We start from the raw sequence: 23,438 nt of genomic DNA on the forward strand, positions 1-23,438 counted from the left end.
TGGAGTACCCGGCATCCCCGGGCTGAAGCCCAGGCTACAAGGCCGCACCAGGCGACGTAAGGAACGGTACGGGGTCCGAGTAAACCGATGGAGAGCGGTGGGCTGAAGCGGAGCGCCGCCCGGCCCACCCTACGCCCACTGCACTGGACATTTCGCGAATGAATTGGCTCTGTCTGCGTTAAGTGTTGCTAGAGGATTTGAGCCCAGCTGATTGCCGAGCTCTGGTGATATTTCTGGTTTCGCCCACCCGGGCGAGTCCCTTTTCCAATCGTTGAAAAGGAACCAAAAAACTTGCCCCATCATCCGGCCCGACTGCGTCGGGTTCCCTCACTCCATCGCCGCTCTGGGGGCCGGCGCGATGGGCCATCCATGGCCTGGCGCGCCTCTCGCGGCATCCATGCCGCTCGTCCCCCGGCGCAACGACTGCGTTCGGCCTCCTGGAGGGGCGTTGGTGGCTGCTCCAACTTTCTTCGTCCAACGCATCACCACGTGGTGCGCACGGGCTTTCGTAGGATGGCGTAGAGCGAAGCGAAACCCATGCGGTGGAGGTGGCACGAACCCTCGGGCACCCGGAAAGGGCCGTGCTTGAGCGCCTGCATTAAAACCACAACAGCTAACGCCGACAGAGCCAATGAATTCGCTCCCACAAAAGCCGCCAGATCAGGCCAGGGCTTCGCGGTAGAGGCGTGCCATGTCTTCGGAGAAGGCCACCAGCAGCGCGCGTTGCAGGGTGCTGCCCGCCGGGCGTGGGCGGCGCAGTTCGGTGACGGCGATGCGCACGGCGGCTTCCAGCGGGTAGCCATAGACGCCGCAGCTGATGGCCGGGAAGGCGATGCTGGCGACGTCGGCGGATTCCGCCAGGGCCAGGCTGTTGCGGTAGCAGCTGGCGAGCAGCTCGGGCTCGCGCTGGCTGCCGCCGGCCCAGATCGGGCCGACCGTGTGGATGACGAAGGTCGCCGGCAGGCGGAAGCCCGGGGTGATGCGCGCCTCGCCGGTGGGGCAGCCGCGCAGCTCACGGCAACTGGCGAGCAGCTCAGGACCCGCGGCGCGGTGGATCGCACCATCCACGCCACCGCCGCCGAGCAGCGAGGAATTGGCCGCGTTGACAATGGCGTCCACGTCCAGGCGGGTGATGTCGCCCTGCCAGACCTCGACCTTCATCCTGCCCTCACTTGACCTCTTGCGGGGTCTCCTGGCCCATGCAGCGCACGGCCTGTTTCTTGTTGTTCACCAGCACGCCGGTCAGGCCTTTCTGCTCGGTGTCGAACAGCACCAGCACGCCGTCGATGCACTGGGCGACTTGGGTGGCGGGCGTCAGCGAGACCTTGTAGTCCTCGCCGGGAACGGTCTTGAGCATGGTGAAGTCGGACAGCAGCAGCGCATCTTCCGGTTTGGCGAAGTGCAGGTAGCCGTAGTACCAGAGGACCATCACGGTGCCGATGATGGTGCCGACGCCGGTGAGGATCAGCGGGATGGGGTTGCGTTCGCTCATTGGGGACTCTCTGTATTCGGGACTTCAGCCAGCCGTCGCAGCCCGACGAAACCGTTCGGGTCTTCGAGGTAGCGCAGCATCACCTCCCGCCAGGTGGGGTCGGCGAAGGTCTGCACATGGCCGCCACGAGTCGGCTGGAACACCCGCGGCGGCGGCGCAGCTTGATACAAGCGCACGCCATTGGAAAGAGGCACCACCTGGTCGTCGATGCTGTGGTAGATCAGCATCGGCAAGCCCTGCAGACCGGCAATCGCACCGATCGCGCTGTCGCCATCAGGCACCAGCCAGGACAGCGGCACCTGGAGCGGCCAGGTTAACCAGGCATTGCCCAGGGTGAATTGAGCCACGTCACGGTAACTGGCCGGCGCGCCGTCCAGCACCAGCGCGCGCAGCTGGGCGCGGCGCTCGGGGTGCTCGCTCAGGTAGTGCACCGCCATGGCGCCCCCCAGGCTCTGGCCCAGCAGCACCAGCGGCTTGCCCTGCACCTCGGGCGCGCGGTCGAGCCAGGCGAAGGCGGCGTCGATGTCCTGGTACGCCCCCGCCAGCGAGGGGCTGCCCTCGGAGCGGCCGTAGCCACGGTAGTCCAGCAGCAACACCTGGTAGCCCTGCTCCGGCAGCCACCAGCTGCCGCCCAGGTGGGAAGCGACGTTGCCGCCATTGCCGTGCAGGTGCAGCACCGTGCCCTTGACCTCGACACCCGTCGCAGCCGGCAGCCACCAGCCATGCAGGCGCAGGCCATCGGCGGTGATCAACTCGACATCGCGGTAGGCCAGGCCGGCACGCTCGGGGGTGAAGGGCAGTTGCCGCTCGGGGTAGAACAGCAGCCCGCTGCAGCCCTGCAGCAGCAGGACCAGCAGCAGGAGGCAGGAGCGGGTCACTGGCCGCCGGCGCGGGTTTCCTCACGCGCCTTGTAGGTGGCCTCGTAGATGCGCTCGGCCAGACGCGAGAAGGGCAGGCTCTGGATCCACACCGTGCCGGTGCCCTTGAGGGTGGCCAGGAGGATGCCCTCGCCGCCGAAGAGCATGCTCTTCAGCCCGCCGGCCAGGCCGATGTCGTAGTCGATGCCCGTGGTGAAGGCCACCAGGCAACCGGTGTCCAGGCGCAGGGTTTCGTTGTTCAGCTCCTTGCGGATCACCGTGCCGCCGGCATGCACGAAGGCCAGGCCGTCGCCTTCGAGCTTCTGCAGGATGAAGCCCTCGCCGCCGAAGAAACCGGCGCCGATGCGCTTGTTGAAGGCGATGCCGATCTGGGTGCCGTGGGCGGCGCAGAGGAAGGCGTCCTTCTGGCACACCAGGCGCCCGCCGACCTGGGCCAGGTCGATGGGCACCACGGTGCCCGGGTAGGGCGCGGCGAAACCCACCCGCTGCTGGCCACGGCCCTCGTTGGTGAAATGGGTCATGAACAGCGACTCGCCGGTGATCAGGCGCTTGCCCGCCCCCCACAGCTTGCCCAGCACGCCGCTGGAGGAACCGTCGCCCATGCGCGCTTCGAAGCGGATGCCTTCGGTCATGTAATTCATCGCCCCGGCTTCTGCGATCACCGTTTCCTGCGGGTCGAGGATGATCTCAACGGTCTGCGCCGAAGCGCCGAGGATTTCGTAGTCGAGCTGATGGCTGGGCATGGGGGAACCTTCGGTTGGCTGCAAGCTTCAAGCGGCAAGCTGCAAGAGCACCAGGGACTCGCCCCTTGCGGCTTGTCGCTTGCAGCTTGCCGCTCTAAAGAATATTCGCGTAATCCGCCTCGATGCGATCCAGGCTCAGGTGATTGAGGAAGTTGGAGAAGCACATCCAGGCCGACAGCGCGTTGAGGTCGCGGAACTGCGGGGGCAGGTACTTGGGCGGTGCCACCAGGCCTTCGTCCACCAGCTGGCGCAGGGTGCGCATGTCTTCCAGGGTGGTCTTGCCGCAGAACAGCAGCGGGATCTGCTCCAGCTTGCCTTTGCGCACGGCGAGCTGGATGTAGTTGTAGATCATGATGAAGCCCTTCAGGTAGGACAGGTCCTTGGTGAAGGGCAGGCCGTCCGGCGAGGAGCCGCGGAACACCCGGCTGGCGTTGCCGTAGCTCTCGGCCATGCCGTAGCCCTGCTCGCGGTAGAAGTGGTAGACCTCGAGGAAGTCGGCCCCCTCCTCCGCCATGTGGATGGCGCGGGTGCGGTTGGTGAGCTTGCGCAGGCGCGTGGGGTAGGAGGCGAAGGCGATCACTTCCATGAGGATGGCCAGGCCTTCCTGGGTCACGGTGGACGACGGCGGGCCCTTGGCCAGGAAGGTGCAGATCGGCTGGTTCTGGCCGTTCAGCGTGGTGCCCACATGCACCAGCCCCTCGTGCACTTCCAGGGCGCGCACGTCGCGTTCGTTGAACATCGCGTCGGCGCGCACCTTGATGTAGTCGGCGCCGGCGGCGGCGTCGGCGACGATGCCGTCGGACTCGAACACGCGGATGGTGTCGTCGCCCTCGCCGAATACCGCGCTGAGGCGGCTCTGCAGCATGGCCACGGCGTCCTTGGCGGTGAGCGTCTTGGGCTCGTCCTTGAGGTCGCCACGGTCGTCGATCTTGTTCAGGTAGTCCGAGAGCATCAGCCCCAGGTCGGAGAGGGTCGGGTCACCGGCATGGAAGGCGTCCGAGGCGGCGCCGTAGAGCTCCTGGGAGATCAGCCCGAAGTCGGCGGTGCCGCGCGCTTCGAGCATGCGGATCACCATGCGGTATTCCTTGCACATGCGCCGCATGATCTGCCCCACCGGGTTGAACTGCCCCAGCTGGCGGGTGATGTCGCGCTCGATGTTCTGGAATTCCAGCTTCTTCGCCGAGGAGTCGAAGGCCAGCGGCCGGCTCTCGTAATAGGCGCGGTCCACCTCGGGCATGGCCTTGCCCTTGTGCTTGAGGAAGCCCTGGCGAACGCTGTCGTCCCATTTGATGGCGTCCAGCACGCGGATCGGCGTCTGCGCGTGGACGATACGGTCGGACAGGGTACGGACGATGTTCTGGTAGTCGTCGGGCAGTTGGCGCCGGCTCATGCTCACTCCTCGGTGGAACGCTGGTAGCGCGCCACCTCGACGAAGACGTCGGAGTTGGCCGGGTCGTCCAGCCAGGCCTGGATCTTCTCCCAGGGCGTGTTCAGCAGCACGCCGTCACCCTCGGGCATCTCCACGCTGGCGCCCTCGAAGGTGCCGTGCTCCAGCTCCTGGTGCAGGCGTTCGACATCGAGGTTGTAGATCACCAGTTCGTTGTCGGTGGTGAGTTCGAAGCCGGCGACGGCGAAATTGGCGCCCCACTTCTTCGGCAGCCCGGCGGAGAGGTACCAGCGGCGGCCATGGTGGGCGACGGTGAAGCCGTACTCCTGGAGGCTGTCGAGGTTGTCCTTGCTGCCTTCGTAGGTACGGGCCTTGTACAGGTTGGAGCCGGCGCGGCTGATCTCCAGGTAGAGACGCTCGCCCCACTCGTCCTTGCGCGTCCAGTCGCCCAGCAGCGGGATGGGCGCCGGCTCATGGGCCGGGATCGGGTCCCGCAAGGTGACCAGGCACCCGCTCAGCAGCAGGAAGGACAGGGCGACCAATGCGCGCCAGGGTTTCATTTCGCTCTCCTTGTGACCATGAAAAACCCCGCAAGACAGGTGGCCTGAATGCGGGGTCTCGTACCGTGTTCTAGAGCCCCATCACCAGGTAGAGGTAGCGCTTGAGCACGGCTCGCATCTCGTCGATATCGAGGTTGTCCACCCCATCGAGCAGGCCCTGATATTCCATCCGCAGAATGATGGCCGTCAACACCTTGGCGTCCTCGGCCGGCTCATCCGAGCCCAGCACCTGGAAGAAGTGCTCGGCGCCCTGGGAGAGGATGCCACGGTGGGCATCGGCCAGCGGCCGCAAGCCGGCGTTGATCAGCGCCTCCTGGCGGAACGCCTGCTCGGCCAGCAGCTGCACGCGGTTCTCGATCAGTTGCCGGCGCACATACTGGATGGCCATCTCGACGATCTCGTCGGTCATCTGCCGGCGCGAGGCACCGTCGCGGCTCAGAGCCGCCGCCATGCCCTGCAGGTCACCCTCGACGCTGCCCCAGAACGCGGCCATGGCTTCGGCGCTGCGCTCGACGAACTGGGCGAAGGTGTCGGTGATCAGGTCGTTGATGTCCTTGAAGTAATAGGTGGTGGCCGAAAGCGGCACTTCCGCCTCCGCCGCCACGGCGCGGTGGCGCACCGCGCGCACGCCGTCACGCACGATGATGCGCATGGCGGCATCGAGGATCGCCTGGCGGCGTTGCTCGCTGCCCTGCCGGCTGGCCTTGCGGCCCTGGTACTGGACACTTTCGGCGAGGGCGCTGGCCGCCTGGGCGGCACTGTCGCTACGGGACGACTTGGGCAAGATGCATGGACCTCCGGGTTCAGCTGGGATGCAAGACAGTTTCGACCATTTCTCCGGCTATTCAACTCAACGCCGGCCAAGAAAAAACCGCCCGAAGGCGGCTTTTCTCACGCGTCAGGCCTGGGGCCGCATATGCGGGAACAGGATGACGTCACGAATAGACGGCGAATTGGTCAGCAACATCACCAGGCGGTCGATACCGATGCCTTCACCGGCGGTGGGCGGCATGCCGTATTCCAGCGCGTTGACGAAGTCGGCGTCGAAGTGCATTGCCTCGTCATCACCGGCGTCCTTCTCCTTGACCTGCAGCATGAAGCGCTCGGCCTGGTCTTCGGCGTCGTTCAGCTCGGAGTAGGCGTTGGCGATCTCGCGGCCACCGATGAACAGCTCGAAGCGGTCGGTGACGCTCGGATCGTTGTCGTTGCGGCGCGCCAGCGGCGAGACTTCGAAGGGGTACTGGGTGATGAAGTGCGGCTGCTCCAGCTTGCTCTCCACCAGTTCCTCGAAAATCATCACCTGCAGCTTGCCCAGGCCTTCGTGGCCGAGGACCTTGGCGCCGGCGTTCTTGGCGATGACACGGGCCTTCTCGACATCGTTGAGGTCAGCCGCGGTGATTTCCGGGTTGTACTTGAGGATGGCGTCGAACACGGACAGGCGCGCGAAGGGCTCGCCGAAGTGGAACACCTTGTCGCCGTAGGGCACGTCGGTGCTGCCGAGCACGGCCTGGGCCAGCTCGCGGAACAGCTCCTCGGTCAGGTCCATGTTGTCTTCGTAGTCGGCGTAGGCCTGGTAGAACTCGAGCATGGTGAACTCGGGGTTGTGCCGGGTGGAAACGCCTTCGTTACGGAAGTTGCGGTTGATCTCGAAGACCTTCTCGAAGCCACCGACCACCAGGCGCTTGAGGTACAGCTCCGGCGCGATACGCAGGAACATGGCCATGTCCAGGGCGTTGTGGTGGGTTTCGAAGGGCTTGGCTGCGGCACCGCCGGGGATGGTCTGCAGCATCGGGGTTTCCACTTCGAGGAAACCGCGATCGGAGAGGAAGCGACGGATGTGGGCGATGACCTGGGAGCGCACGCGGAAGGTGTGGCGGGTTTCCTCGTTGACGATCAGGTCGACGTAGCGCTGGCGATAGCGCTGCTCGGTGTCGGTCAGGCCGTGGTGCTTGTCCGGCAGCGGGCGCAGGGCCTTGGTCAGCAGGCGCACGTTGGTCATGTCGACATACAGGTCGCCCTTGCCGGAGCGGGCCACGGTGCCTTCGGCGCCGATGATGTCACCCAGGTCCCAGGTCTTGATCTCGGCCAGGGTCTCTTCCGGCAGGGTCTTGCGGTTCACGTAGACCTGCAGGCGGCTGGTGCTGTCCTGCAGGACGATGAAGGAACCACGGTTGAGCATGATGCGACCGGCGACCTTGACCGGGATGGCTGCGGCTTCCAGCTCTTCCTTGGTCTTGTCCGCGTACTGTTTCTGCAGGTCCGCGAAGTAGGCATCGCGGCGGAAGTCGTTGGGGAAGGCGATGGCCTTCGCCTCACGCACGGCTGCAAGCTTTTCCTTGCGCTGGGCGATCAGCTTGTTCTCTTCCTGTTGCAGTTCGTGCTGGTCGGGTTGTTGGTCGCTCATGGTCTTGGTGGTTCCTGCTTCGGCGTGTTGGCGCCTGGTGAAAAGTTATCGCTAAAAGAACAAGCGCAGCGGCTTTAGAGACCTTGTTTCAGGCTGGCTTCGAGGTACTCGTTGAGATCCCCGTCCAGCACCTTGTCGCAATCGCTGCGCTCGACGCCGGTACGCAGGTCCTTGATGCGCGACTGGTCGAGCACGTAGGAACGGATCTGGTGGCCCCAGCCGATATCGGACTTGGTCTCTTCCAGCGCCTGGGACGCGGCGTTGCGTTTCTGCATCTCCTGCTCGTACAACCGGGCCCGCAGCATTTTCATGGCGGTGTCCTTGTTGGCGTGCTGGGAGCGTTCGTTCTGGCACGCGACCACCGTGTTGGTCGGTACGTGGGTGATACGTACGGCCGAGTCGGTGGTGTTCACGTGCTGACCGCCCGCGCCGGAGGAGCGGTAGGTGTCGATGCGCAGGTCGGCCGGGTTGATCTCGATCTCGATGTTGTCATCGATCTCGGGAGAGACGAACACCGCGGTGAACGAAGTGTGGCGACGGTTGCCGGAGTCGAACGGGCTCTTGCGCACCAGGCGGTGCACGCCGATCTCGGTGCGCAGCCAACCGAAGGCGTATTCGCCCTTGATGTGCACGGTGGCGCCCTTGATGCCGGCGACTTCGCCTTCGGACAGTTCGACGATCTCGGCGCTGAAGCCGTTCTTGTCGGCCCAGCGCAGGTACATGCGCAGCAGCATGTTGGCCCAGTCCTGGGCTTCGGTGCCGCCGGAACCGGCCTGGATGTCCAGGTAGGCGTTGTTCGGGTCCATCTCGCCGCTGAACATGCGACGGAATTCCAGCTTCTCGAGGATCTCGCGCAGGCGCTCGACTTCGGCGGCAACGTCGTTGACCGCGCCTTCGTCGTTCTCTTCGACCGCCATGTCCAGCAGGTCGCGGGAGTCAGCCAGGCCACCGGTCAGCTCGTCGAGGGTTTCGACGATCTGCGCCAGGAGCGAACGCTCACGGCCAAGATTCTGGGCGTACTCCGGGTTGTTCCAGACGTTGGGGTCTTCGAGTTCGCGGTTTACTTCGACGAGACGATCATGCTTGTGATCGTAGTCAAAGATACCCCCGAATGGTCTGGGTACGTTCGGAGAGGTCCTTGATGCTATTGAGGATCGGGTTGATTTCCATGGCTGGAAGCGCTCTCAGGCAAAACTTTCGGAAAAGCCGGCGAGTATACCCGACTCGAAACCCGCCGGGCAGCCCGCCCGACCACCGTAGACCCGGCGTCGGACTACAGCGCTTCGGCCACCGTCACCGCCCGCCAGGGCCCGCTGGAGCGGCCGCTGAGCGCCGCCCAGTACCAGCTGGAATTGTCGCTGAAGCTCTGCCCGGCGGCGTCCTCGATGTACTCGCAGACCTGCAGCGCCGGCCCCTGCCCCTCGGCCACGAAGCAGCGCTGCAGCCCGCCATTGCCGGGGCGCTGGCGCAGTGCGATGGCGCGGATCACGTAACCCAGGCCCTGGTAGCAGTCCGCCGCCGGGTGCAGCTTGCGCGTGGCCGCCGTGACATGGCGCAGGGTGACCACCCGCGAGCCGGTGCTGAAGCGGGCGATGGCCCCAGGGAACTGCGCGGCGAAGCGCTGCTCCACCGGCGACAGCGCCAGGGGCCGCAGGCGCTCGCCCTCGAAACGTTGCGGCCACTCGACGAAGGCGGCAACGGGGCGGGCCTCGGCCACCGGCCGGCCCAGCAGCGACCCCACGCCCAGCAACAGGAACGACGCCGCCACCAACCAGCGCCCGTGGCGCCAGGACTCCACGCCGGTCGCCATCGTGGTGGGCAACGCCAGCGCAGCACCCTGCCCCGCCGCCACGGTGCGCAGCACCAGGGCGCAGACGCCGATGAACACCCCCAGCCCGGTGGCCTCGTGCATCCACGCCGGCCAGTTCGATTGCCCGGCCTCCTGCAGCACCAGCAGGGTGTTGCGCAGGCTGTTGCCGCCCAGCACCAGCAGGCCTATCCACGGCAGGCGCCGCAGCAGCTGCCTGTCCCCCAGGCGCAGCCAGGCGGCAGTGGCGAAGGCGGTGAAGTAGGCCACCCAGGCCATGTGCACGCCCGAGCAGGGCGCATCCACCATCACCAGTTGCCCGTTCACCTGCAGCGCCGTGCCCAGGCGCTGCACCTCGTGGCCCAGGCCACGCAGCAGCCAGAGGCTGGCTTCAGCGGTGACCAGGCGCAGCGGGTAACCGGCGAAGAACTGCAGCGACGAGAGGATCGGCAAGGCCAGCAATCCCAGGCCCAGCCAGGCCAGCACCGGCTGGCCCGGGCGGCGCAGCGCCAGGGTGGTGGCGATCAGCGCCAGCACCGCCAGCACGCCGCGCCCCAGCGCCGGGACCCACGCGCTGCCGAGAATGGCCAGCGCCGCCAGGGCCAGCGACACCAGCAGCCAGCCACGCCGGGGCGTCGCCAGGAGGCTGCGGCGCTCGCGCCACAGCCCCAGCAGCAGGGCCACCAGCGCCACCACGCCGTAGGGGGCGTCCGAGCCGTCGCCCATGCGCCGCAGGCTCCACAGCCACACCGGCCACAGCGCCAGCACCGGAGCCAGCAGCCAGGCCCAGTCCGGCAGCGCGCGGGCCTTCACCCACGCACCTGGCGGCGGGTCACCCAGCCCATGCCCAGCAGGGCCAGCGCCAGCATCGCCCAGGTGGCCGGCTCCGGCGTGCTCGGCACGGGGATGCCGGCGGTGGCGGAGCTTGCCTCGGCGGTGCCGACGGCCTGGGCGCTCACGCCCTGGGGCAGCGGCAGCGGTTGCTTGACCGTGACGCTGCCGGCCGGGTCGGGGTTGCGCACCACCTGGTCCACGGCGATGAACGAGGTGTAGGGCGTCAGCAGGCTGTACTTCAAACCCAGGTCGAGAATCTGCTGGCTGTAGCCAAAGCCGCCCTCCAGGGCCTCCTGGTCCATCAACGACGCGATGCGGTGCCGCGCCCACAGATGGGTCAGCGCCTGGTCGCCATCGAGCACCTTGCCCGCCTCGATCGGCACCTCGCTGCGCCAGGGGCCGCTGGCGGCGATGCCTTCGGCCTGCAGCACGCCACGGGGCTCGCCGCGCCACTTGCCGAACACCACCAACGGACGCTGGGCGAAAAGGTCGGGCAGCGCCAGCGGCTCGACGTCATAGGTCTCCAGGCCACTGAAGGACAGCTTGGGGTGCACCAGCACCGGCGAGTCGATCATCCGCCGCAGGCGCTCGGCTTCGGCTTGCGCCGAGCTGTCGTCGAGCACCACGAAGGGCTCGCCCTGCCCGGCCCGTGCCAGGCCCTCGATCAGCTCGCGGTTCACCGAACTGCCGATACCGAAGGCGAACAGGTTGGCCTTGCCCAGGTTGTTGCGCACCAGTTCGAAGGCCTCGGTTTCCACCGTCACGTAGCCATCGGTGACCACCACGAAGCTGCGCGAGCGCTCCGCATCCGCCGGCATCGCCAGCGCCTGGCGCAGGGCCGGCAGCAGCTCGGTGCCGCCGCTGCCCATCTGGGTGTCGAGCATCGTCAGCGCCTGCTCGATGTTGGCCTTGGTAGCCGGCTGCGACTGCGGCGCCAGCAGGCTGCTGCTGCCGGAGAACAGCAGCACGTTGAAGCTGTCCACCGGGCGCAGACCGCCGATCAGCCGGCGCAGCAGGACCTTGGTGGTGTCCAGCGGGAAGCCGTGCATGGAGCCGGAGATATCCACCACGAAGATGTATTCGCGCGGCACGATGCTGCTGGCCTTCACCGCCGCCGGCGGCGCCACCATGGCCAGGAAGAAGTTCTCCTCGGCGCCACGGGACAGCAGCACGCCGCTCTCGAACACCTCGCTGCCCAGGCGGTAGTCGAGGATGAAGTCACGGTCGTTGCCCGGCCCCTGCCCCTCTTCCAGGGTCACCCGGGTGTGCCGGGGCGCGATGGCCTGGCGGGCGATACGGTGGGTGCGCGAGACGACTTCGCCGATGGCGGTGGGCGATTGCAGGTCCACCTGCAGGGAGAAGGTGCTGCGGCCAGGGTCGCCCTCGGCCAGGTGCGATGTGGAGACCCAGGGCTCGGCCTTGTGGCTCGGCTGCCCCGGTGCGCCGTTGTAGCGCGGCCCGACCACGGTGGGGAAGACGAAGTGGTAGGTGCCATCGGTGGGCAGCAGCAGCTCGGTGTAGCGCAGCTCCACGTCCACCACGTCGCCGGGGAGGATGTTGGCCACGCTCATCTGGAACACATTGGGGCGCTCCTGTTCCAGCAGGGCGGCGGTCTTGCCAGCGCTCTTGGCCTCCTGGTACTCGCGCTGGGCGCTCTGTTTTTCGCGGATCTGCGCATGCAGCTCGCGATCGCCCAGGCGCACGGTCATGCCATGCACCGCCGCGCGGGTGGAGCCGGGGAACACATAGCGCGCCTCCAGGGCCCGCGAGCCCTCGTTACGGTACTGCTGGATCACCTTCACGTCGGCGATCACCCCCAGCACCTGCACCTCCACGCGGGTGGACTTCAGCGGCAGGCCATCGACGCCCGGCTCGGCGTTATCCACCGCGAAATAGGGGCTCTCGCCGCGCTCCGGGGCCACCTCCGCCAGGCACGGCGCCACGCCGAGCAGCGTGAGGAACAACGCCAGCAGCCAGCGGCCGGGCGAGCGGGAAGACAAGGGCGGGCGGTACATGCGGTGCACTCCATGGAAAAGGATCGTGCAGCCATGTTCGCCAGCCTGTGTGGACGCAATTTGCAGGGCCCGTGGTGTTTATGTGGAGTTATGCGGTGATCGCCAGACGCGAATGAATTCGCACCTGCGAGTTCAGCCCTGCGGACCTGACCGGCGCGTAGGGTGGAGGTCGCTTTTTACCTCCACCGGCTTTTTTGCCTTGAGGCAGCGCAGCGATGGACGCGCAGAGGAAGGACGATGCGCCCTGGGAACGACCGTTCGCGAATGAATTGGCTCCCACGAGAGCGGCGGCGCTGCGCGCCGCTTGGCGACTGAAGTCGCCCCTACAGGCCCCTGCAGGCCCCTACATGTCTGTGCGGAGCACAGGCAAAAAGCTAGGCGCCGGGCGTATCGGCTACCAGCCCCACCTGGTTGCGGCCGTTGTTCTTGGCCATGTACAGCCCCTGGTCGGCGCGGTCCACCAGCAACAGCGACACCTGGCCGGTCTTGGGCGTCAGGGTCGAGACGCCAATGCTCACACTCAGCGAGGCTCCGTCCTGGGGCAGGTCATGGGGGATGCCCAGGGCCTCCACCGCACGCCGGACCTTTTCCGCCAGCAGGCGCGCGCCGCCGCTGGAGGTGCCCGGCAGCACCATGGCGAACTCCTCACCGCCATAGCGCGCAGCCAGGTCGGAGGAGCGCGTACAGGATTCGCGCAGGGTTTCGGCCACGCGGCGCAGGGCATCGTCCCCGGCGATATGGCCGAAGTGGTCGTTGTAGCCCTTGAAGTAGTCCACATCGATCATCAGCAGCGACAGCGAGGTCTGTTCACGGAAGGCACGGCGCCATTCCATTTCCAGGTACTCGTCGAAGTGGCGGCGGTTGGACAGCCCGGTGAGGCCGTCGGAGTTCATCAGGCGCTGCAGCACCAGGTTGGCTTCCAGCAGCTGTTGCTGGCTCTCGCGCAGGGCGCGGTAGGCCTCGTCGCGCTGCTGCAGGGCGAGGTAGGAGCGGGAGTGGTAGCGGATGCGCGCCACCAGCTCGATGGTGTCGGGCAGCTTGACCAGGTAATCGTTGGCGCCGGCGGCGAATGCGGTGCTCTTGATCGCTGCGTCGTCACGGGTGGACAGCACGATGATGGGGATGTCACGCAGCTCGGCGGCGGCTCGATAGTCGGCCAGCAGGCTGATGCCGTCGACGCCGGGCATCACCAGGTCCTGGAGGATCACCGTCGGGCGTATCTGCCGGGCAACCTCGACGGCCGTCAGCGGGTCCGCGCAGAAATGGAAATCGATTCCGACCTCATCGGCCAGGGCGCGGCGCAGGGCCTCTCCGATCATCGCCTGATCATCGACCAGCAGCACCATCACCTTGTTCTCGATGAGCGAGTAGGTTTCGGCCTGATTGCGATAGGGGTAATTCATAGCTTTCTCCAGGCCTACAGGCCTCACACGACACGCAGGCAACATCTGTGTGCGGCCAATGATAATGCGCGGCACGGGTACGCCGCCGCCAAAAAATCGAGCCGCCCGGCTTGTGCGTCGATGCCCAGGGCTGCACGAACGCACCAAGACCCAACCGCAGCGCCCCGGCCCGAGAAACCATCAACGCGAGAACGCCTCCACGAGCCTGGGTGCGATCCGCTGCAAGGGCAGGATCTCCACGGCCGCATCCAGCGCCGCCGCAGCCTTGGGCATGCCGTATACGGCGCTGCTGGCCTGGTCCTGGGCGATGGTGAGGAAGCCCCTTTCACGCATGGCCTTCAGCCCCTGCGCGCCATCACGGCCCATGCCGGTGAGCAGCACGCCCACCGCCTCGCCCCGCCAATGCGCCACCAGGCTGTCGAAGAACACATCGATGGAGGGCCGGTATACATGGCTGCGGGGCTCTTCGGTGTAGGCCAGTTCACCGTTGCGCAGTAGGCGCATGTGGTTATTGGTACCCGCCAGCAATACCTGGCCGGGCTGCGGCGGCTCGCCCTCGCGAGCCAGGCGTACAGGCAGGCTGGACTCGCTGCCCAGCCACTCGGCCATGCCGGCGGCGAAGGTTTCGTCGACGTGCTGCACCAGCATCACCGCCGGCGCGAAGCCGGCCGGCAACTGCTTGAGCAACTGCGCCAGGGACGCGGGCCCGCCGGCCGAGGCACCGATGGCCACCAACTGCCGGCACGAGGGCTCGCGAGCCCCGCGACTGCCCACGCGCTGGCCGATCAGCCAGCCGATGTTCTGGATCTTGCGCAGCAACGCCGCCGCGTCGCGCTCGTGGTCGGTGCCCAGCGCAGGCGTGTCCACCGCATCCAGGGCGCCGTGGCCCATGGCCTCGAACACGCGATGGATGTTCTGTTCCTTGTCCACGGTGACGATGAGGATCGCGCAGGGCGACTGGGCCATGATCCGCCGGGTCGCCTCGGTACCGTCCATCTCCGGCATCAGCAGGTCCATCAGCACCAGGTCCGGGGTGTCCTCCTGGCAGAAGCGCACCGCTTCGGCGCCGTTGCCGGCGATCCAGACGATCTGGTGGGCCGGCTCACGGGCCAGGGCCCGGCGCAGCGCCTCCACCGCCAGGGGCATGTCGTTGGCGATCCCTATCCTCATCCCTGCGCCTCCCCGATCAGCACGACCACCGCGTCCAGCAACGCCTCGTCGTGGAAACTGGCCTTGGCCAGATAATAGTCGGCACCGGCGTCCAGGCCACGGCGTCGGTCCTCTTCACGGTCCTTGTAGGACACCACCATCACCGGCAGCGATTGCAGGCGGCTGTCGCGGCGCACCAGGGTCACCAGCTCGATGCCGTCCATGCGCGGCATGTCGATGTCGGTGATCAGCAGGTCGAAGGCTTCGGAGCGCAGAGCGTTCCAGCCGTCCATGCCGTCCACCGCCACCGCCACCTCGTAGCCACGGCCGAGCAGCAGCTTGCGCTCCAGTTCGCGCACGGTGAGCGAGTCGTCCACCACCAGCACGCGCTTGCGGCGGCTGCCCGCGCCCTGCCGGGCCAGGCCGCCGACGCGCTCCAGACGGCCGCTGCCGAGCAGCTTGCCCACCGACTTGAGCATGTCCTCGACATCGAGGATCAGCACCGGCGTGCCGTCGTCCAGCAGCGCACCGGCGGACACGTCCTGGACCTTGCCCAGGCGCGGGTCCAGCGGCATCACCACCAGGGTGCGCTCGCCGATGAAACGGTCGACCACGATGCCGTAGAGCGCCTCGCGCTCGCGCACCAGCACCACTGCCAAGCCGTCGCCATCGCTTTCGCCCTCGGGGCGTTGCAGCACCTGGCTGGCGGCCACCAGGCCGACGTGGCGCTCTTCGTGCCAGAAGTGCTGGCGGCCTTCGAGCTGCACCAGCGCCTCGGCGGGCACCCGGGTCATGCGTTCGATATGGGCCAGGGGGAAGGCATAGGCCTCGCCGCCGATCTCCACCACCAGGCTGCGCACCACCGACAGGGTCAGCGGCACCTCCAGGTGGAAGCTGGAGCCCTCGCCCTGGCGCTGCTCCATGCGCACGCCGCCCCGCAGCTGGCGCACCATGTGCTGCACCGCGTCCAGGCCGACGCCGCGCCCGGACACCTCGGTGACCTGCTCGCGCATGCTGAAGCCGGGCAGGAAGAGGAAGGCCAGCAGTTCATCTTCGTCGAGCCGCGCGCCGGTCTCGACGGTGGCGAAACCACGCTCAATCACCGCGCTGCGCAGGCGCTCCAGGTCGACCCCGGCGCCGTCGTCGCGCAGCTCCAGCACCAGCATGCCGGCGTGATGACGGGCGCGCAGGAGGATGCGCCCCTCCTCCGGCTTGCCACGCTCGGCCCGCAGTGCCGGGCTTTCGATGCCATGGTCGACGGCATTGCGCAGCAGGTGGGTCAGCGGCGCTTCGAGCCTCTCCAGCACGTCGCGGTCGACCTGGGTGTTCTCGCCCTCGATATCCAGGCGCACCTGTTTGCCGAGGCTGCGACCGAGATCGCGCAACATCCGCGCCTGGCCGGCGAGCACGTCGGCGAAGGGGCGCATGCGCGAGGCCAGCGCCGCGTCGTACATGAGCTGGGCACGCTGGCCGCCCTGCCAGCCGAACTCGTCGAGATCGGCCATGTGCCGGGCGAGCATCTGCTGGCATTCGCCCAGCAGTTGCCGGGCCTCGGCCAGCATGGCGCGGGAGGCCGCATCCATGGCGTCGTCCTGCACCGCCTCGCGCACGCCGTCGAGGGTACGCACGGCGCTGGCCTGCAGGCGCTTGAGGCGTTGCAGCGAATCCCCCAGGGGCTTGATGCGCTGGAACTCCACCAGCGACTTGCTGGAGATGTCCAGCAGGTGGTCGAGTCGCTCGGCGCTGACCCGCAACACCCGATCACGGTTCTCGCCGGCCGCTGGGGCGGATGCCACGGGTTCTTCCTCGGGTGCGGCCACGGCGGGCGCCGCCACGGGTTCGGCAGCGGGCTCGGGCCGGGCCACCGGCTCGCGGGGGGCCACGCGCTGCCCGCTGGCCAGCGCCTGCAGGCGCTCCACCAGGGCGTCGATATCCGCGCGGCCGTCCTTGTCGGCCCAGTCGGCACCGGCCGCCGAGCCCAGGCGCAGCAGCAGGTCGGAGCCTTGCAGCAGCGCGTCGATATGCTCGGATTGCAGGTGCAGGCGGCCTTCCTGGGCGCCCACCAGGCAGTCTTCCATCACGTGGGCGATGCGCACGCCGGCATCGATGCCGACGATGCGCGCCGCGCCCTTGAGCGAGTGGGCAGCACGCATGCAGGCTTCCAGCTGGTCGGCCTGGCGCGGGTTGCGCTCCAACACCATCAGCCCGCTGCCGAGCACCTGGGTCTGCGCCTCGGCCTCCAGCTTGAACAGCTCCAGCAGCGAGGCATCACGCATCTGGTCCGGGGTCATCCAAGGCTCCTGGCGATGGCTTGCTGCAACATCGATTCGTCCAGCAGGGTGACGCTGCGCCCGCGCCACTGCACCACGCCGGAAGCGAAGGGCCGCGCCACCTGGGCGGCACCCCGGCCGGCCTCCACCACCGCGCCCAGGGGAATGGCGTGGATGCCGTCCACCTCGTCCACCGGTGCCACCACCGGGCCGTCGTCGCTGGCGACGATAAGCATGCGCGGCACCACGCGGCGCTCCTGGGGGCCGCCCTGGCCCGGCTCCAGGCCGAGCACTTCCACCAGCGACAGGCAGGCCACCAGGGCGCCACGCACATTGGTCACCCCCAGCAGCCCGAGGGAGCGCTGGTGCGGCAGGGAGTGGATCAGCGACTGCGGCGCCACTTCAACCAGCTGCCGGGTGGCCAGGCCGAGCCAGGCGTCGCCAAGGCGGAACACCAGGGTGGAGCGGGTTTCGCCGAGGCTTTCTTCCTCGGCCGCCTGCTCCTCGTCCAGCTCGCGGTGCAAGGCATAGCGGTCCAGCAGGCGGGTGGCGGCGGCAGCGTGCACCTCGCAGTTGCGGCAATGGATGTGTTCGTGCAGACGCTCGCAGCTCTTGTCGCCATGTACGCCGATGCGGTTCCAGCAGTCGTCGATGGGCGCCTGGGCGTCGTCCAGGCGCAAGGTATGGCTATCGATCATGGTCGTTCACTCCACGACTGGCGCGCTCCTGCAAGCGCCGGGCGCCGGCCAGGTCGCCGCGCGCGGCGAGCAGCGCCGCCAGGTGGGCCAGGGCTTCGGCGTGCCCAGGCTGCAAGTAGAGAGTCTTGCGGTAGTAGTCCTGGGCCTCCTGCTGCTGCCCGGCCACGTCGCAGAGCAACCCGAGCCAGTAGAACACCGCAGCCGAGGGGCCGTGGGCCGCCAGGTGGCGCTCGCAGGCGGCGCGGGCTTCGGCACTGCGCCCGGCATTGGCCAGCGTGGCGATCTCCAGCAGTTCGGCGGCGCCGTCCCGGCCCGGCGCAGGCGCGGGCACCACCGGCCGGGGCGCGCTCGGGGTGTGCAGCGGGCGAGCGAAGGCCGGCGGCGCCTTGGCCTTCGCCACCGGCGCGGCGGGTCGCGCGGGCGCCACAGTCGGACGCGGCGTAGCGACAACGCGCGGAGCCTGGGCGGTGCCGGGGAGGAAGACGAAGGACTGCGGCAGATCCAGCGCGCGCATGCCGTCCTGGCTCACCAGGCTGGCTTCGGCGGGGCCGACGAACAGCGCGCCCTCGGAACTCATCAGGCGCTTCAGTACTGCCAGCACCTGGGCCTGGGTGGGTCGGTCGAAGTAGATCAGCAGGTTGCGGCAGAAGACGAAATCGTAGGGCGCCTCGCCGGCCAGCAGCCCCGGCGCCAGCAGGTTGCCGTGGCGGAAGTTCACCTTGCGCCGGACCTGATCGGTGAGGACATAGCCATCCTCGACGACCAGGAAGTGGCGGTCGCGGAAGCCCAGTTCCTCGCCACGGAACGAATTGCGCCCGTAGACGGCCTGGCGCGCGCGCTCCAGCACCTTCTCGCTGACGTCCAGCGCATCCACCTGGAACAGTGCCGGGGCAAAGCCTGCATCGAGCAGCGCCATGACGATGGAGTACGGCTCCTCGCCGCTGGAGCAGGGCAGGCTCAGCACCCGCAGCGGGCGCCCGGAGGCGAGGCGCGGCAGGCGCTCGAAGGCCAGCCGGGCCAGGGCTACGAAAGACTCGGGGTAGCGGAAGAACCAGGTCTCAGGCACTACGACGGCCTCGACCAGGGCCTGCTGCTCGCCGTGGGACGACTCCAGGCTCAGCCAGTACTCGTCCTCGCCCCGGCAGCCGATGGCCTGCATGCGCAGGCGTATGGCGCGCTCCACCAGCTCACGGCCGACCGACTCGACATCCAGGCCGATGTGCTCCTTGAGCAGGCGCTCGAAGCGCGAATTCATGATGCGGCCTCCGCATCGGTGGGGAACAGCAGTGCGCGCGCCTCTTCACCGAGCAGCTCGGCGACCTCGACCCGCTGCACCAGCCCTTGTGCACTGCGGAAAACCGGCCCCAGGTAACGCGCTTCGCCCCCATCGAGCCCGTAGTCCTGGAACGCCTCGGGTTGGCAGCGCAGGGTCTCGGTGGCCTGCTCCAGGATCAGGCCGAGACTGTGCCCGGCATACCGCACCATCACCAGCCGGGTGCTGGTGCGCGGGCGGGCGGGCTCGCCGAAAGCCAGGGCGCCGAGATCAAGCACCGGAACCGGCGAGCCGCGCCAGTCGAAAACGCCGGCCACCCAGGTGGGCGCTCCGGCCAGGCGCTTGAGCTGGCGCAGGGGCATCACCTCCAGTACGTCGCGTACGTCCAGGGCGTAGCGGTCGCTGCCCATGCCGAACAGCAGGTACAGCCGCCCCCGTCGCGGCTGCTGGCGAGTCGTGCGGATCGTCATATCAGACCTTGAAGCGGCTGACGCCGGCCCGCAGGCCCTGGGCGACATGGTTGAGCTCATCGATCGCGGAGCTGGCCTGGCGCAACGATTCCACCGTCTGCCCGGTGGCTTCGCCCAGTTGCACCAGGGCCTGGTTGATCTGCTCGGCACCGGTGGACTGCGCCTGCATACCTTCGTTGACCATCTGCACGCGGGGCGCCAGGGCCTGCACCTGCTGGATGATCTGCGACAGCTGCTCGCCGACCTGGCCGACTTCGGACATGCCGCGACGCACCTCCTCGGAAAACTTGTCCATACCCATGACACCGGCGGACACCGCGGACTGGATCTCGCGCACCATCTGCTCGATGTCATAGGTGGCCACGGCCGTCTGGTCCGCCAGGCGGCGCACTTCGGTGGCGACCACGGCGAACCCGCGGCCGTACTCGCCGGCCTTCTCCGCCTCGATGGCGGCATTGAGGGACAGCAGGTTGGTCTGGTCGGCGACCTTGACGATGGTGGTGACCACCTGGTTGATGTTGCCGGCCTTCTCGTTGAGGATCGCCAGCTTGGCGTTGACCAGGTCGGCGGCGCCCATCACCTGGCGCATGGTGTCTTCCATGCGCGCCAGGCCCAGCTGGCCGGAGCCGGCCAGGGTGGAGGTCTGTTCGGCGGCGCCGGAAACCTCGGTCATGGTGCGCACAAGGTCCCGCGAGGTGGCGGCGATTTCCCGCGAGGTGGCGCCGATCTCGGTGGTGGTGGCCGCGGTTTCGGTGGCGGTGGCCTGCTGCTGGCGGGTGGTGGCGGCGATCTCGGTGACCGAGGTGGTGACCTGCACCGAGGAGCGTTGGGCCTGGGACACCAGGGTCTTCAGCTCATCGGCCATGCTGTTGAAGCCGGTCTCGATGGAATCGAACTCGTCCTTGCGCCCCAGGTGCAGGCGCGCGGTGAGGTCGCCCGAGGCAAGCGCCTGCAGGTTCTGCACCACGCGCTGTACCGGATCGGTGATGGCCCGCACCAGCAGCGCGCCACAGACGAAGGCGGCAGCGATGGCCAGGAGCACCGAGACGATCATGCTCAGCTCGGCATTGCGCGCGGCGTCGACAATGTCGCCGGTCGCCCCCTCGGCGGTCTTGCGGTTGTAGCTGATGAGTTCGGTCAGGCCATTGCGTCCTTCGTTCCACAGCTTGGTGAGGTCACCGGTGAGCAGCGAGCGGGCTTCGCCCAGTCGCTTCTGCTGGTGCAACTCGATGACCGTGGAAAGGCTCGCGTCATAGCGCTTGCGGCTCTGGTTGAAATTTTCCAGGAGCACCAGGTCGTTATCGTCGCGGATGGTCTTGCGGTAGTCAGCCAGGACCGCATTGAGCCGTTCGTCGAGCAGGCGCAGGTTGTCCAGGTCGACCTTCTCCAGCGGCTGGTCCGAGGCGCCTAAACGCTCCAGGGTCTGGATGAACACATCGGTCCAGGCACTGCGTACCTGGGTGATGAGGAACATGCCGGGCATGGCGTCCTCCGCCAGGCGCTCCGCCCCCTTCTGCACCGTGAACAAGCGCACATAGGAGGTGACGGCCATCAGCAGCATGATCGCGATGATGATGGCGAAACTCGCCTGGATGCGCAGTCGTACCGACCAGTTCTTCACGTAGACCCCCGTTTGCCAAACCCTGTCATTTACCGCGCCGAATGTCGCACGCGTCACAAAGCGGCGACTCTAGAGACTCGCCCCACCCCCTTGCAAGACAAAGCCCGTTGGCGGGCCCGCCTGAAAGTCTGGCAGAAACGGGGAGTTATGCAGGGGTACCTGGGGATGACCGGGCATTCGGTGGGCTGAAGCGGAACGCCGCCCGGCCCACCCTACCCGAACGGCGGTTCTGCAAGAGTGGGTCGGGCGGCGTTGCTCGAAGCCCGAAACCCATCAACGCAGTGCATCAGGCATAAGCCCGTGCCAGGGCCCGGCTCCACCTGGTGGAGGTAAACAGCGAACGCCACCCTACGCAGCGGTCATCTCCATTCGCCGGGCCGACCCTATCGGGGCGCTGTAGGGGCGACTTCAGTCGCCAAGCGGCGCACAGCGCCGCCCCGCAGACTTACAGCCAATATCGACCTCCTAGCTCGCCTGCAACTCCTGGCGCACTTGCCCTTCCAGCTCGGTCTTGAGCGCGGGGTCGAGCTTGAGCTGACGGGCCAGCTCGTCCAGGTAGGCGCGCTCCATGAAGTGCTCCTCATCCACCATCAGCACGCTGGCGAGGTACATCTCGGCGGCCATCTCCGGGGTGCGCGCGGCGCGGGCGACGTCGGCCGGGTCCAGCGGCTTGTTCAGTTCCAGCTCCAGCCAGGATTGCAGCTCGGCGTCCTGGGTCAGCTTGCCCAGCTCGCCTTCGATCAACTGGCGTTCACGGGCGTCGACATGGCCATCGGCCTTGGCTGCCGCCACCAGCGCCTTGAGGATGGCCTGGCTGTGCTGCTCGGCCTGGGGCGCGGGCAGGCGGTCGAGGGTCTGCGGCTCGCCCTGGGGCGCACCGGCCTGCTTGGCCTGCCAGTTGCCATAGGCCTTGTAGGCCAGCACGCCGAGCGCGGCCAGGCCGCCATAGGTCAGCGCCTTGCCGCCCAGCTTGCGGGCGCTCTTGTTGCCCAGCAGCAGGCCCAGCGCGCCAGCAGCCAGGGCACCACCACCGGCGCCGCCGAGCAGACTGCCGAGGTTGCCGCCCAAGCCACTGGAGCCAGCGGAACCGCCACCGGAGAAACCGCCGGACTTGCCGCCGGTTTTCTGCTGCAGCAGGTCCTGGCCGGATTTGAGCAGTTGATCGAGCAATCCACGGGTGTTCATCACAACCTCCTTATTGGTAGGTAAGTCGAGCAATGGACTGCACTCTAGCCGCCGAGTTTCCAAGCCCGTGAGCGCCGGATTGCTTCGGGATATTGCCGCTGCGCCGGGCCCGCCCCGACCGCCGGACAGACATCAGTCCGTAGGGTGGGCTTCAGCCCACCAGCAAGGCATCGCGTGGGCTGAAGCGGAGCGCCGCCCGGCCCACCCTACAAAGCCGCCAATCGCGCACATTGAGCATTCGATAAAAAAGAATCACCCGCTCGATTTTCGATAAACCATACTGTCGCGCAGCATTTCCACCTGCGGAATACCGCCCCATGATGACCCTGCGCCAGATCCGCCACTTCATCGCCGTCGCCGAGACGGGCTCCATCTCCGCCGCCGCCCAGGCGGTGTTCATCTCCCAGTCCACCCTGACCCTGGCCATCCAGCAGTTGGAGGAGGAGATCGGCGTCAGCCTGTTCAACCGCCACGCCAAGGGCATGTCCCTGACCCACCAGGGCCACCAGTTCCTGCGCCAGGCGCACCTGATCCTGGCCACGGTGGACAACGCCAAGCGCAGCCTGCAGCAGAGCACCGACCAGGTGGCCGGCAGCCTCACCATCGGCGTGACCAGCCTGGTGGCCGGCTACTACCTGGCCGACCTGATCACCCGCTTCCAGCGCGCCTACCCCAACGTGAAGACCCGCGTGGTGGAGGACGAGCGCCCCTACATCGAGCACCTGCTGGTCAGCGGCGAGATCGATGTCGGCGTCCTGATCCTCTCCAACCTGGAAGACCGCCACGCCCTGCAGACCGAGGTACTCACCCACTCGCCCCACCGTCTGTGGCTGCCGGCCCAGCATCCGCTGCTGGAGCACGACAGCATCAGCCTGGCGGACGTCGCCGGCGAGCCGCTGATCCAGCTCAACGCCGACGAGATGGGCCTGCACACCCAGCGCATCTGGTCCCGCGCCGGGCTCACGCCCCAGGTGACCCTGCGCACCGCCTCGGTGGAAGCGGTGCGCAGCCTGGTGGCGGCCGGGCTCGGCCTGTCCATCCAGCCGGACATGACCTACCGCCCCTGGTCCCTGGAGGGCGACATCATCGAAGCGCGCCCGCTGGTGGACCTGGGCGAGCCGCTGGACGTGGGCCTGGCCTGGCGTCGCGGCACCGCGCGACCGGCGCTGGTGGACCCCTTCCTCACCCTGGCCCGCGAACAGCCGAACGCCCGCAAGCCTTCGATTTAATCGAACGCTGCTTTCAATAT

Annotated in this window: 20 protein-coding genes; 1 reads left to right on the top strand and 19 read right to left on the bottom strand. The window is 67.6% G+C overall.

Going from position 1 to position 23,438, the window contains the following annotated elements; genetic code table 11:
* Positions 1 to 660: 660 nt before the first annotated feature.
* The 19 genes from PI990_RS25260 to PI990_RS25350 all read right to left on the bottom strand — a co-directional run bounded on the left by PI990_RS25260 (position 661) and on the right by PI990_RS25350 (position 22,189).
* Entirely contained in the window at positions 661 to 1,161 is a 501-nt protein-coding gene (locus PI990_RS25260; protein ID WP_271658836.1) for an O-acetyl-ADP-ribose deacetylase, read from the bottom strand.
* Between the two features lie 7 nt (positions 1,162 to 1,168).
* Positions 1,169 to 1,492: a hypothetical protein gene (locus PI990_RS25265; protein WP_021219492.1), complete on the bottom strand. Its 324-nt coding sequence runs from the start codon at positions 1,490 to 1,492 to the stop codon at positions 1,169 to 1,171.
* Positions 1,489 to 2,370, bottom strand: a complete 882-nt coding sequence (locus PI990_RS25270; RefSeq protein ID WP_271658837.1) for an alpha/beta hydrolase — start codon at positions 2,368 to 2,370, stop codon at positions 1,489 to 1,491. Before PI990_RS25270 ends, PI990_RS25265 begins: the two co-directional genes overlap by 4 nt.
* Positions 2,367 to 3,113 (bottom strand): TIGR00266 family protein, encoded by a 747-nt coding sequence (locus tag PI990_RS25275; RefSeq protein WP_271658838.1) that lies wholly within the window; start codon positions 3,111 to 3,113, stop codon positions 2,367 to 2,369. Before PI990_RS25275 ends, PI990_RS25270 begins: the two co-directional genes overlap by 4 nt.
* 94 nt (positions 3,114 to 3,207) lie before the next feature.
* Positions 3,208 to 4,503: a flavohemoglobin expression-modulating QEGLA motif protein gene (locus PI990_RS25280; RefSeq protein WP_021219495.1), complete on the bottom strand. Its 1,296-nt coding sequence runs from the start codon at positions 4,501 to 4,503 to the stop codon at positions 3,208 to 3,210.
* A 2-nt stretch (positions 4,504 to 4,505) separates the two neighbouring features.
* Positions 4,506 to 5,060 (bottom strand): hypothetical protein, encoded by a 555-nt coding sequence (locus tag PI990_RS25285; protein ID WP_021219496.1) that lies wholly within the window; start codon positions 5,058 to 5,060, stop codon positions 4,506 to 4,508.
* 70 nt (positions 5,061 to 5,130) lie between these two features.
* The gene (locus PI990_RS25290) at positions 5,131 to 5,844 is read right to left on the bottom strand and encodes a TetR/AcrR family transcriptional regulator (protein WP_021219497.1); all 714 of its coding nucleotides are present in this window, start codon (positions 5,842 to 5,844) and stop codon (positions 5,131 to 5,133) included.
* 114 nt (positions 5,845 to 5,958) lie between these two features.
* The gene (gene lysS, locus PI990_RS25295; protein WP_021219498.1) at positions 5,959 to 7,464 is read right to left on the bottom strand and encodes a lysine--tRNA ligase; all 1,506 of its coding nucleotides are present in this window, start codon (positions 7,462 to 7,464) and stop codon (positions 5,959 to 5,961) included.
* Positions 7,465 to 7,538: 74 nt separating this feature from the next.
* A protein-coding gene (prfB, locus tag PI990_RS25300; protein WP_184487585.1) for a peptide chain release factor 2 occupies positions 7,539 to 8,634 on the bottom strand; the annotation gives its coding sequence in 2 pieces (ribosomal slippage) (positions 7,539 to 8,561 and positions 8,563 to 8,634; 1,095 coding nt in all).
* A 103-nt stretch (positions 8,635 to 8,737) separates the two neighbouring features.
* Complete coding sequence (xrtQ, locus tag PI990_RS25305) at positions 8,738 to 10,084, bottom strand: exosortase Q (protein ID WP_271658839.1); 1,347 nt, start codon at positions 10,082 to 10,084, stop codon at positions 8,738 to 8,740.
* On the bottom strand, positions 10,081 to 12,120 hold the full coding sequence (locus tag PI990_RS25310) for a VIT domain-containing protein (RefSeq protein ID WP_271658840.1): 2,040 nt from the start codon (positions 12,118 to 12,120) through the stop codon (positions 10,081 to 10,083). The genes xrtQ and PI990_RS25310 overlap by 4 nt, the downstream gene beginning before the upstream one ends.
* Before the next feature lie 374 nt (positions 12,121 to 12,494).
* Positions 12,495 to 13,523 (bottom strand): diguanylate cyclase, encoded by a 1,029-nt coding sequence (locus PI990_RS25315; RefSeq protein ID WP_271658841.1) that lies wholly within the window; start codon positions 13,521 to 13,523, stop codon positions 12,495 to 12,497.
* A gap of 180 nt (positions 13,524 to 13,703) precedes the next feature.
* On the bottom strand, positions 13,704 to 14,693 hold the full coding sequence (locus PI990_RS25320) for a chemotaxis response regulator protein-glutamate methylesterase (protein ID WP_021217170.1): 990 nt from the start codon (positions 14,691 to 14,693) through the stop codon (positions 13,704 to 13,706).
* Entirely contained in the window at positions 14,690 to 16,963 is a 2,274-nt protein-coding gene (locus PI990_RS25325) for a hybrid sensor histidine kinase/response regulator (protein ID WP_271658842.1), read from the bottom strand. Before PI990_RS25325 ends, PI990_RS25320 begins: the two co-directional genes overlap by 4 nt.
* Positions 16,960 to 17,640 carry a chemotaxis protein CheW gene (locus tag PI990_RS25330; protein ID WP_184487579.1) on the bottom strand — a complete coding sequence of 227 codons (681 nt, stop codon included), beginning with the start codon at positions 17,638 to 17,640 and terminating at the stop codon, positions 16,960 to 16,962. Before PI990_RS25330 ends, PI990_RS25325 begins: the two co-directional genes overlap by 4 nt.
* Positions 17,630 to 18,895, bottom strand: coding sequence for a CheR family methyltransferase (locus tag PI990_RS25335; RefSeq protein WP_271658843.1), 1,266 nt, complete (start codon positions 18,893 to 18,895; stop codon positions 17,630 to 17,632). Before PI990_RS25335 ends, PI990_RS25330 begins: the two co-directional genes overlap by 11 nt.
* Complete coding sequence (locus PI990_RS25340) at positions 18,892 to 19,383, bottom strand: chemotaxis protein CheW (protein WP_271658844.1); 492 nt, start codon at positions 19,381 to 19,383, stop codon at positions 18,892 to 18,894. Before PI990_RS25340 ends, PI990_RS25335 begins: the two co-directional genes overlap by 4 nt.
* A gap of 1 nt (position 19,384) precedes the next feature.
* On the bottom strand, positions 19,385 to 21,004 hold the full coding sequence (locus PI990_RS25345) for a methyl-accepting chemotaxis protein (protein ID WP_271658845.1): 1,620 nt from the start codon (positions 21,002 to 21,004) through the stop codon (positions 19,385 to 19,387).
* Between the two features lie 465 nt (positions 21,005 to 21,469).
* The gene (locus PI990_RS25350) at positions 21,470 to 22,189 is read right to left on the bottom strand and encodes a tellurite resistance TerB family protein (RefSeq protein ID WP_271658846.1); all 720 of its coding nucleotides are present in this window, start codon (positions 22,187 to 22,189) and stop codon (positions 21,470 to 21,472) included.
* A 317-nt stretch (positions 22,190 to 22,506) separates the two neighbouring features.
* On the opposite strand from PI990_RS25350, the gene PI990_RS25355 reads away from it, so the two are divergent.
* Complete coding sequence (locus PI990_RS25355) at positions 22,507 to 23,418, top strand: LysR family transcriptional regulator (RefSeq protein WP_021217177.1); 912 nt, start codon at positions 22,507 to 22,509, stop codon at positions 23,416 to 23,418.
* Positions 23,419 to 23,438 lie beyond the last annotated feature (20 nt).

The organism is Pseudomonas sp. TUM22785 (assembly GCF_028198105.1).
Taxonomy (GTDB): Bacteria; Pseudomonadota; Gammaproteobacteria; order Pseudomonadales; family Pseudomonadaceae; genus Metapseudomonas; species Metapseudomonas solani.

Excerpts from the sequence above, each read along its gene's own strand:
- PI990_RS25260 (WP_271658836.1), bottom strand. The coding sequence starts at position 1,161 with ATGAAGGTCGAGGTCTGGCAGGGCGACATCACCCGCCTGGACGTGGAC.
- PI990_RS25265 (WP_021219492.1), bottom strand. The coding sequence starts at position 1,492 with ATGAGCGAACGCAACCCCATCCCGCTGATCCTCACCGGCGTCGGCACC.
- PI990_RS25275 (WP_271658838.1), bottom strand. The coding sequence starts at position 3,113 with ATGCCCAGCCATCAGCTCGACTACGAAATCCTCGGCGCTTCGGCGCAG.
- PI990_RS25280 (WP_021219495.1), bottom strand. The coding sequence starts at position 4,503 with ATGAGCCGGCGCCAACTGCCCGACGACTACCAGAACATCGTCCGTACC.
- PI990_RS25285 (WP_021219496.1), bottom strand. The coding sequence starts at position 5,060 with ATGAAACCCTGGCGCGCATTGGTCGCCCTGTCCTTCCTGCTGCTGAGC.
- lysS (WP_021219498.1), bottom strand. The coding sequence starts at position 7,464 with ATGAGCGACCAACAACCCGACCAGCACGAACTGCAACAGGAAGAGAAC.
- PI990_RS25310 (WP_271658840.1), bottom strand. The coding sequence starts at position 12,120 with ATGTACCGCCCGCCCTTGTCTTCCCGCTCGCCCGGCCGCTGGCTGCTG.
- PI990_RS25315 (WP_271658841.1), bottom strand. The coding sequence starts at position 13,523 with ATGAATTACCCCTATCGCAATCAGGCCGAAACCTACTCGCTCATCGAG.
- PI990_RS25320 (WP_021217170.1), bottom strand. The coding sequence starts at position 14,693 with ATGAGGATAGGGATCGCCAACGACATGCCCCTGGCGGTGGAGGCGCTG.
- PI990_RS25325 (WP_271658842.1), bottom strand. The coding sequence starts at position 16,963 with ATGACCCCGGACCAGATGCGTGATGCCTCGCTGCTGGAGCTGTTCAAG.
- PI990_RS25330 (WP_184487579.1), bottom strand. The coding sequence starts at position 17,640 with ATGATCGATAGCCATACCTTGCGCCTGGACGACGCCCAGGCGCCCATC.
- PI990_RS25335 (WP_271658843.1), bottom strand. The coding sequence starts at position 18,895 with ATGAATTCGCGCTTCGAGCGCCTGCTCAAGGAGCACATCGGCCTGGAT.
- PI990_RS25340 (WP_271658844.1), bottom strand. The coding sequence starts at position 19,383 with ATGACGATCCGCACGACTCGCCAGCAGCCGCGACGGGGGCGGCTGTAC.
- PI990_RS25350 (WP_271658846.1), bottom strand. The coding sequence starts at position 22,189 with ATGAACACCCGTGGATTGCTCGATCAACTGCTCAAATCCGGCCAGGAC.
- PI990_RS25355 (WP_021217177.1), top strand. The coding sequence starts at position 22,507 with ATGATGACCCTGCGCCAGATCCGCCACTTCATCGCCGTCGCCGAGACG.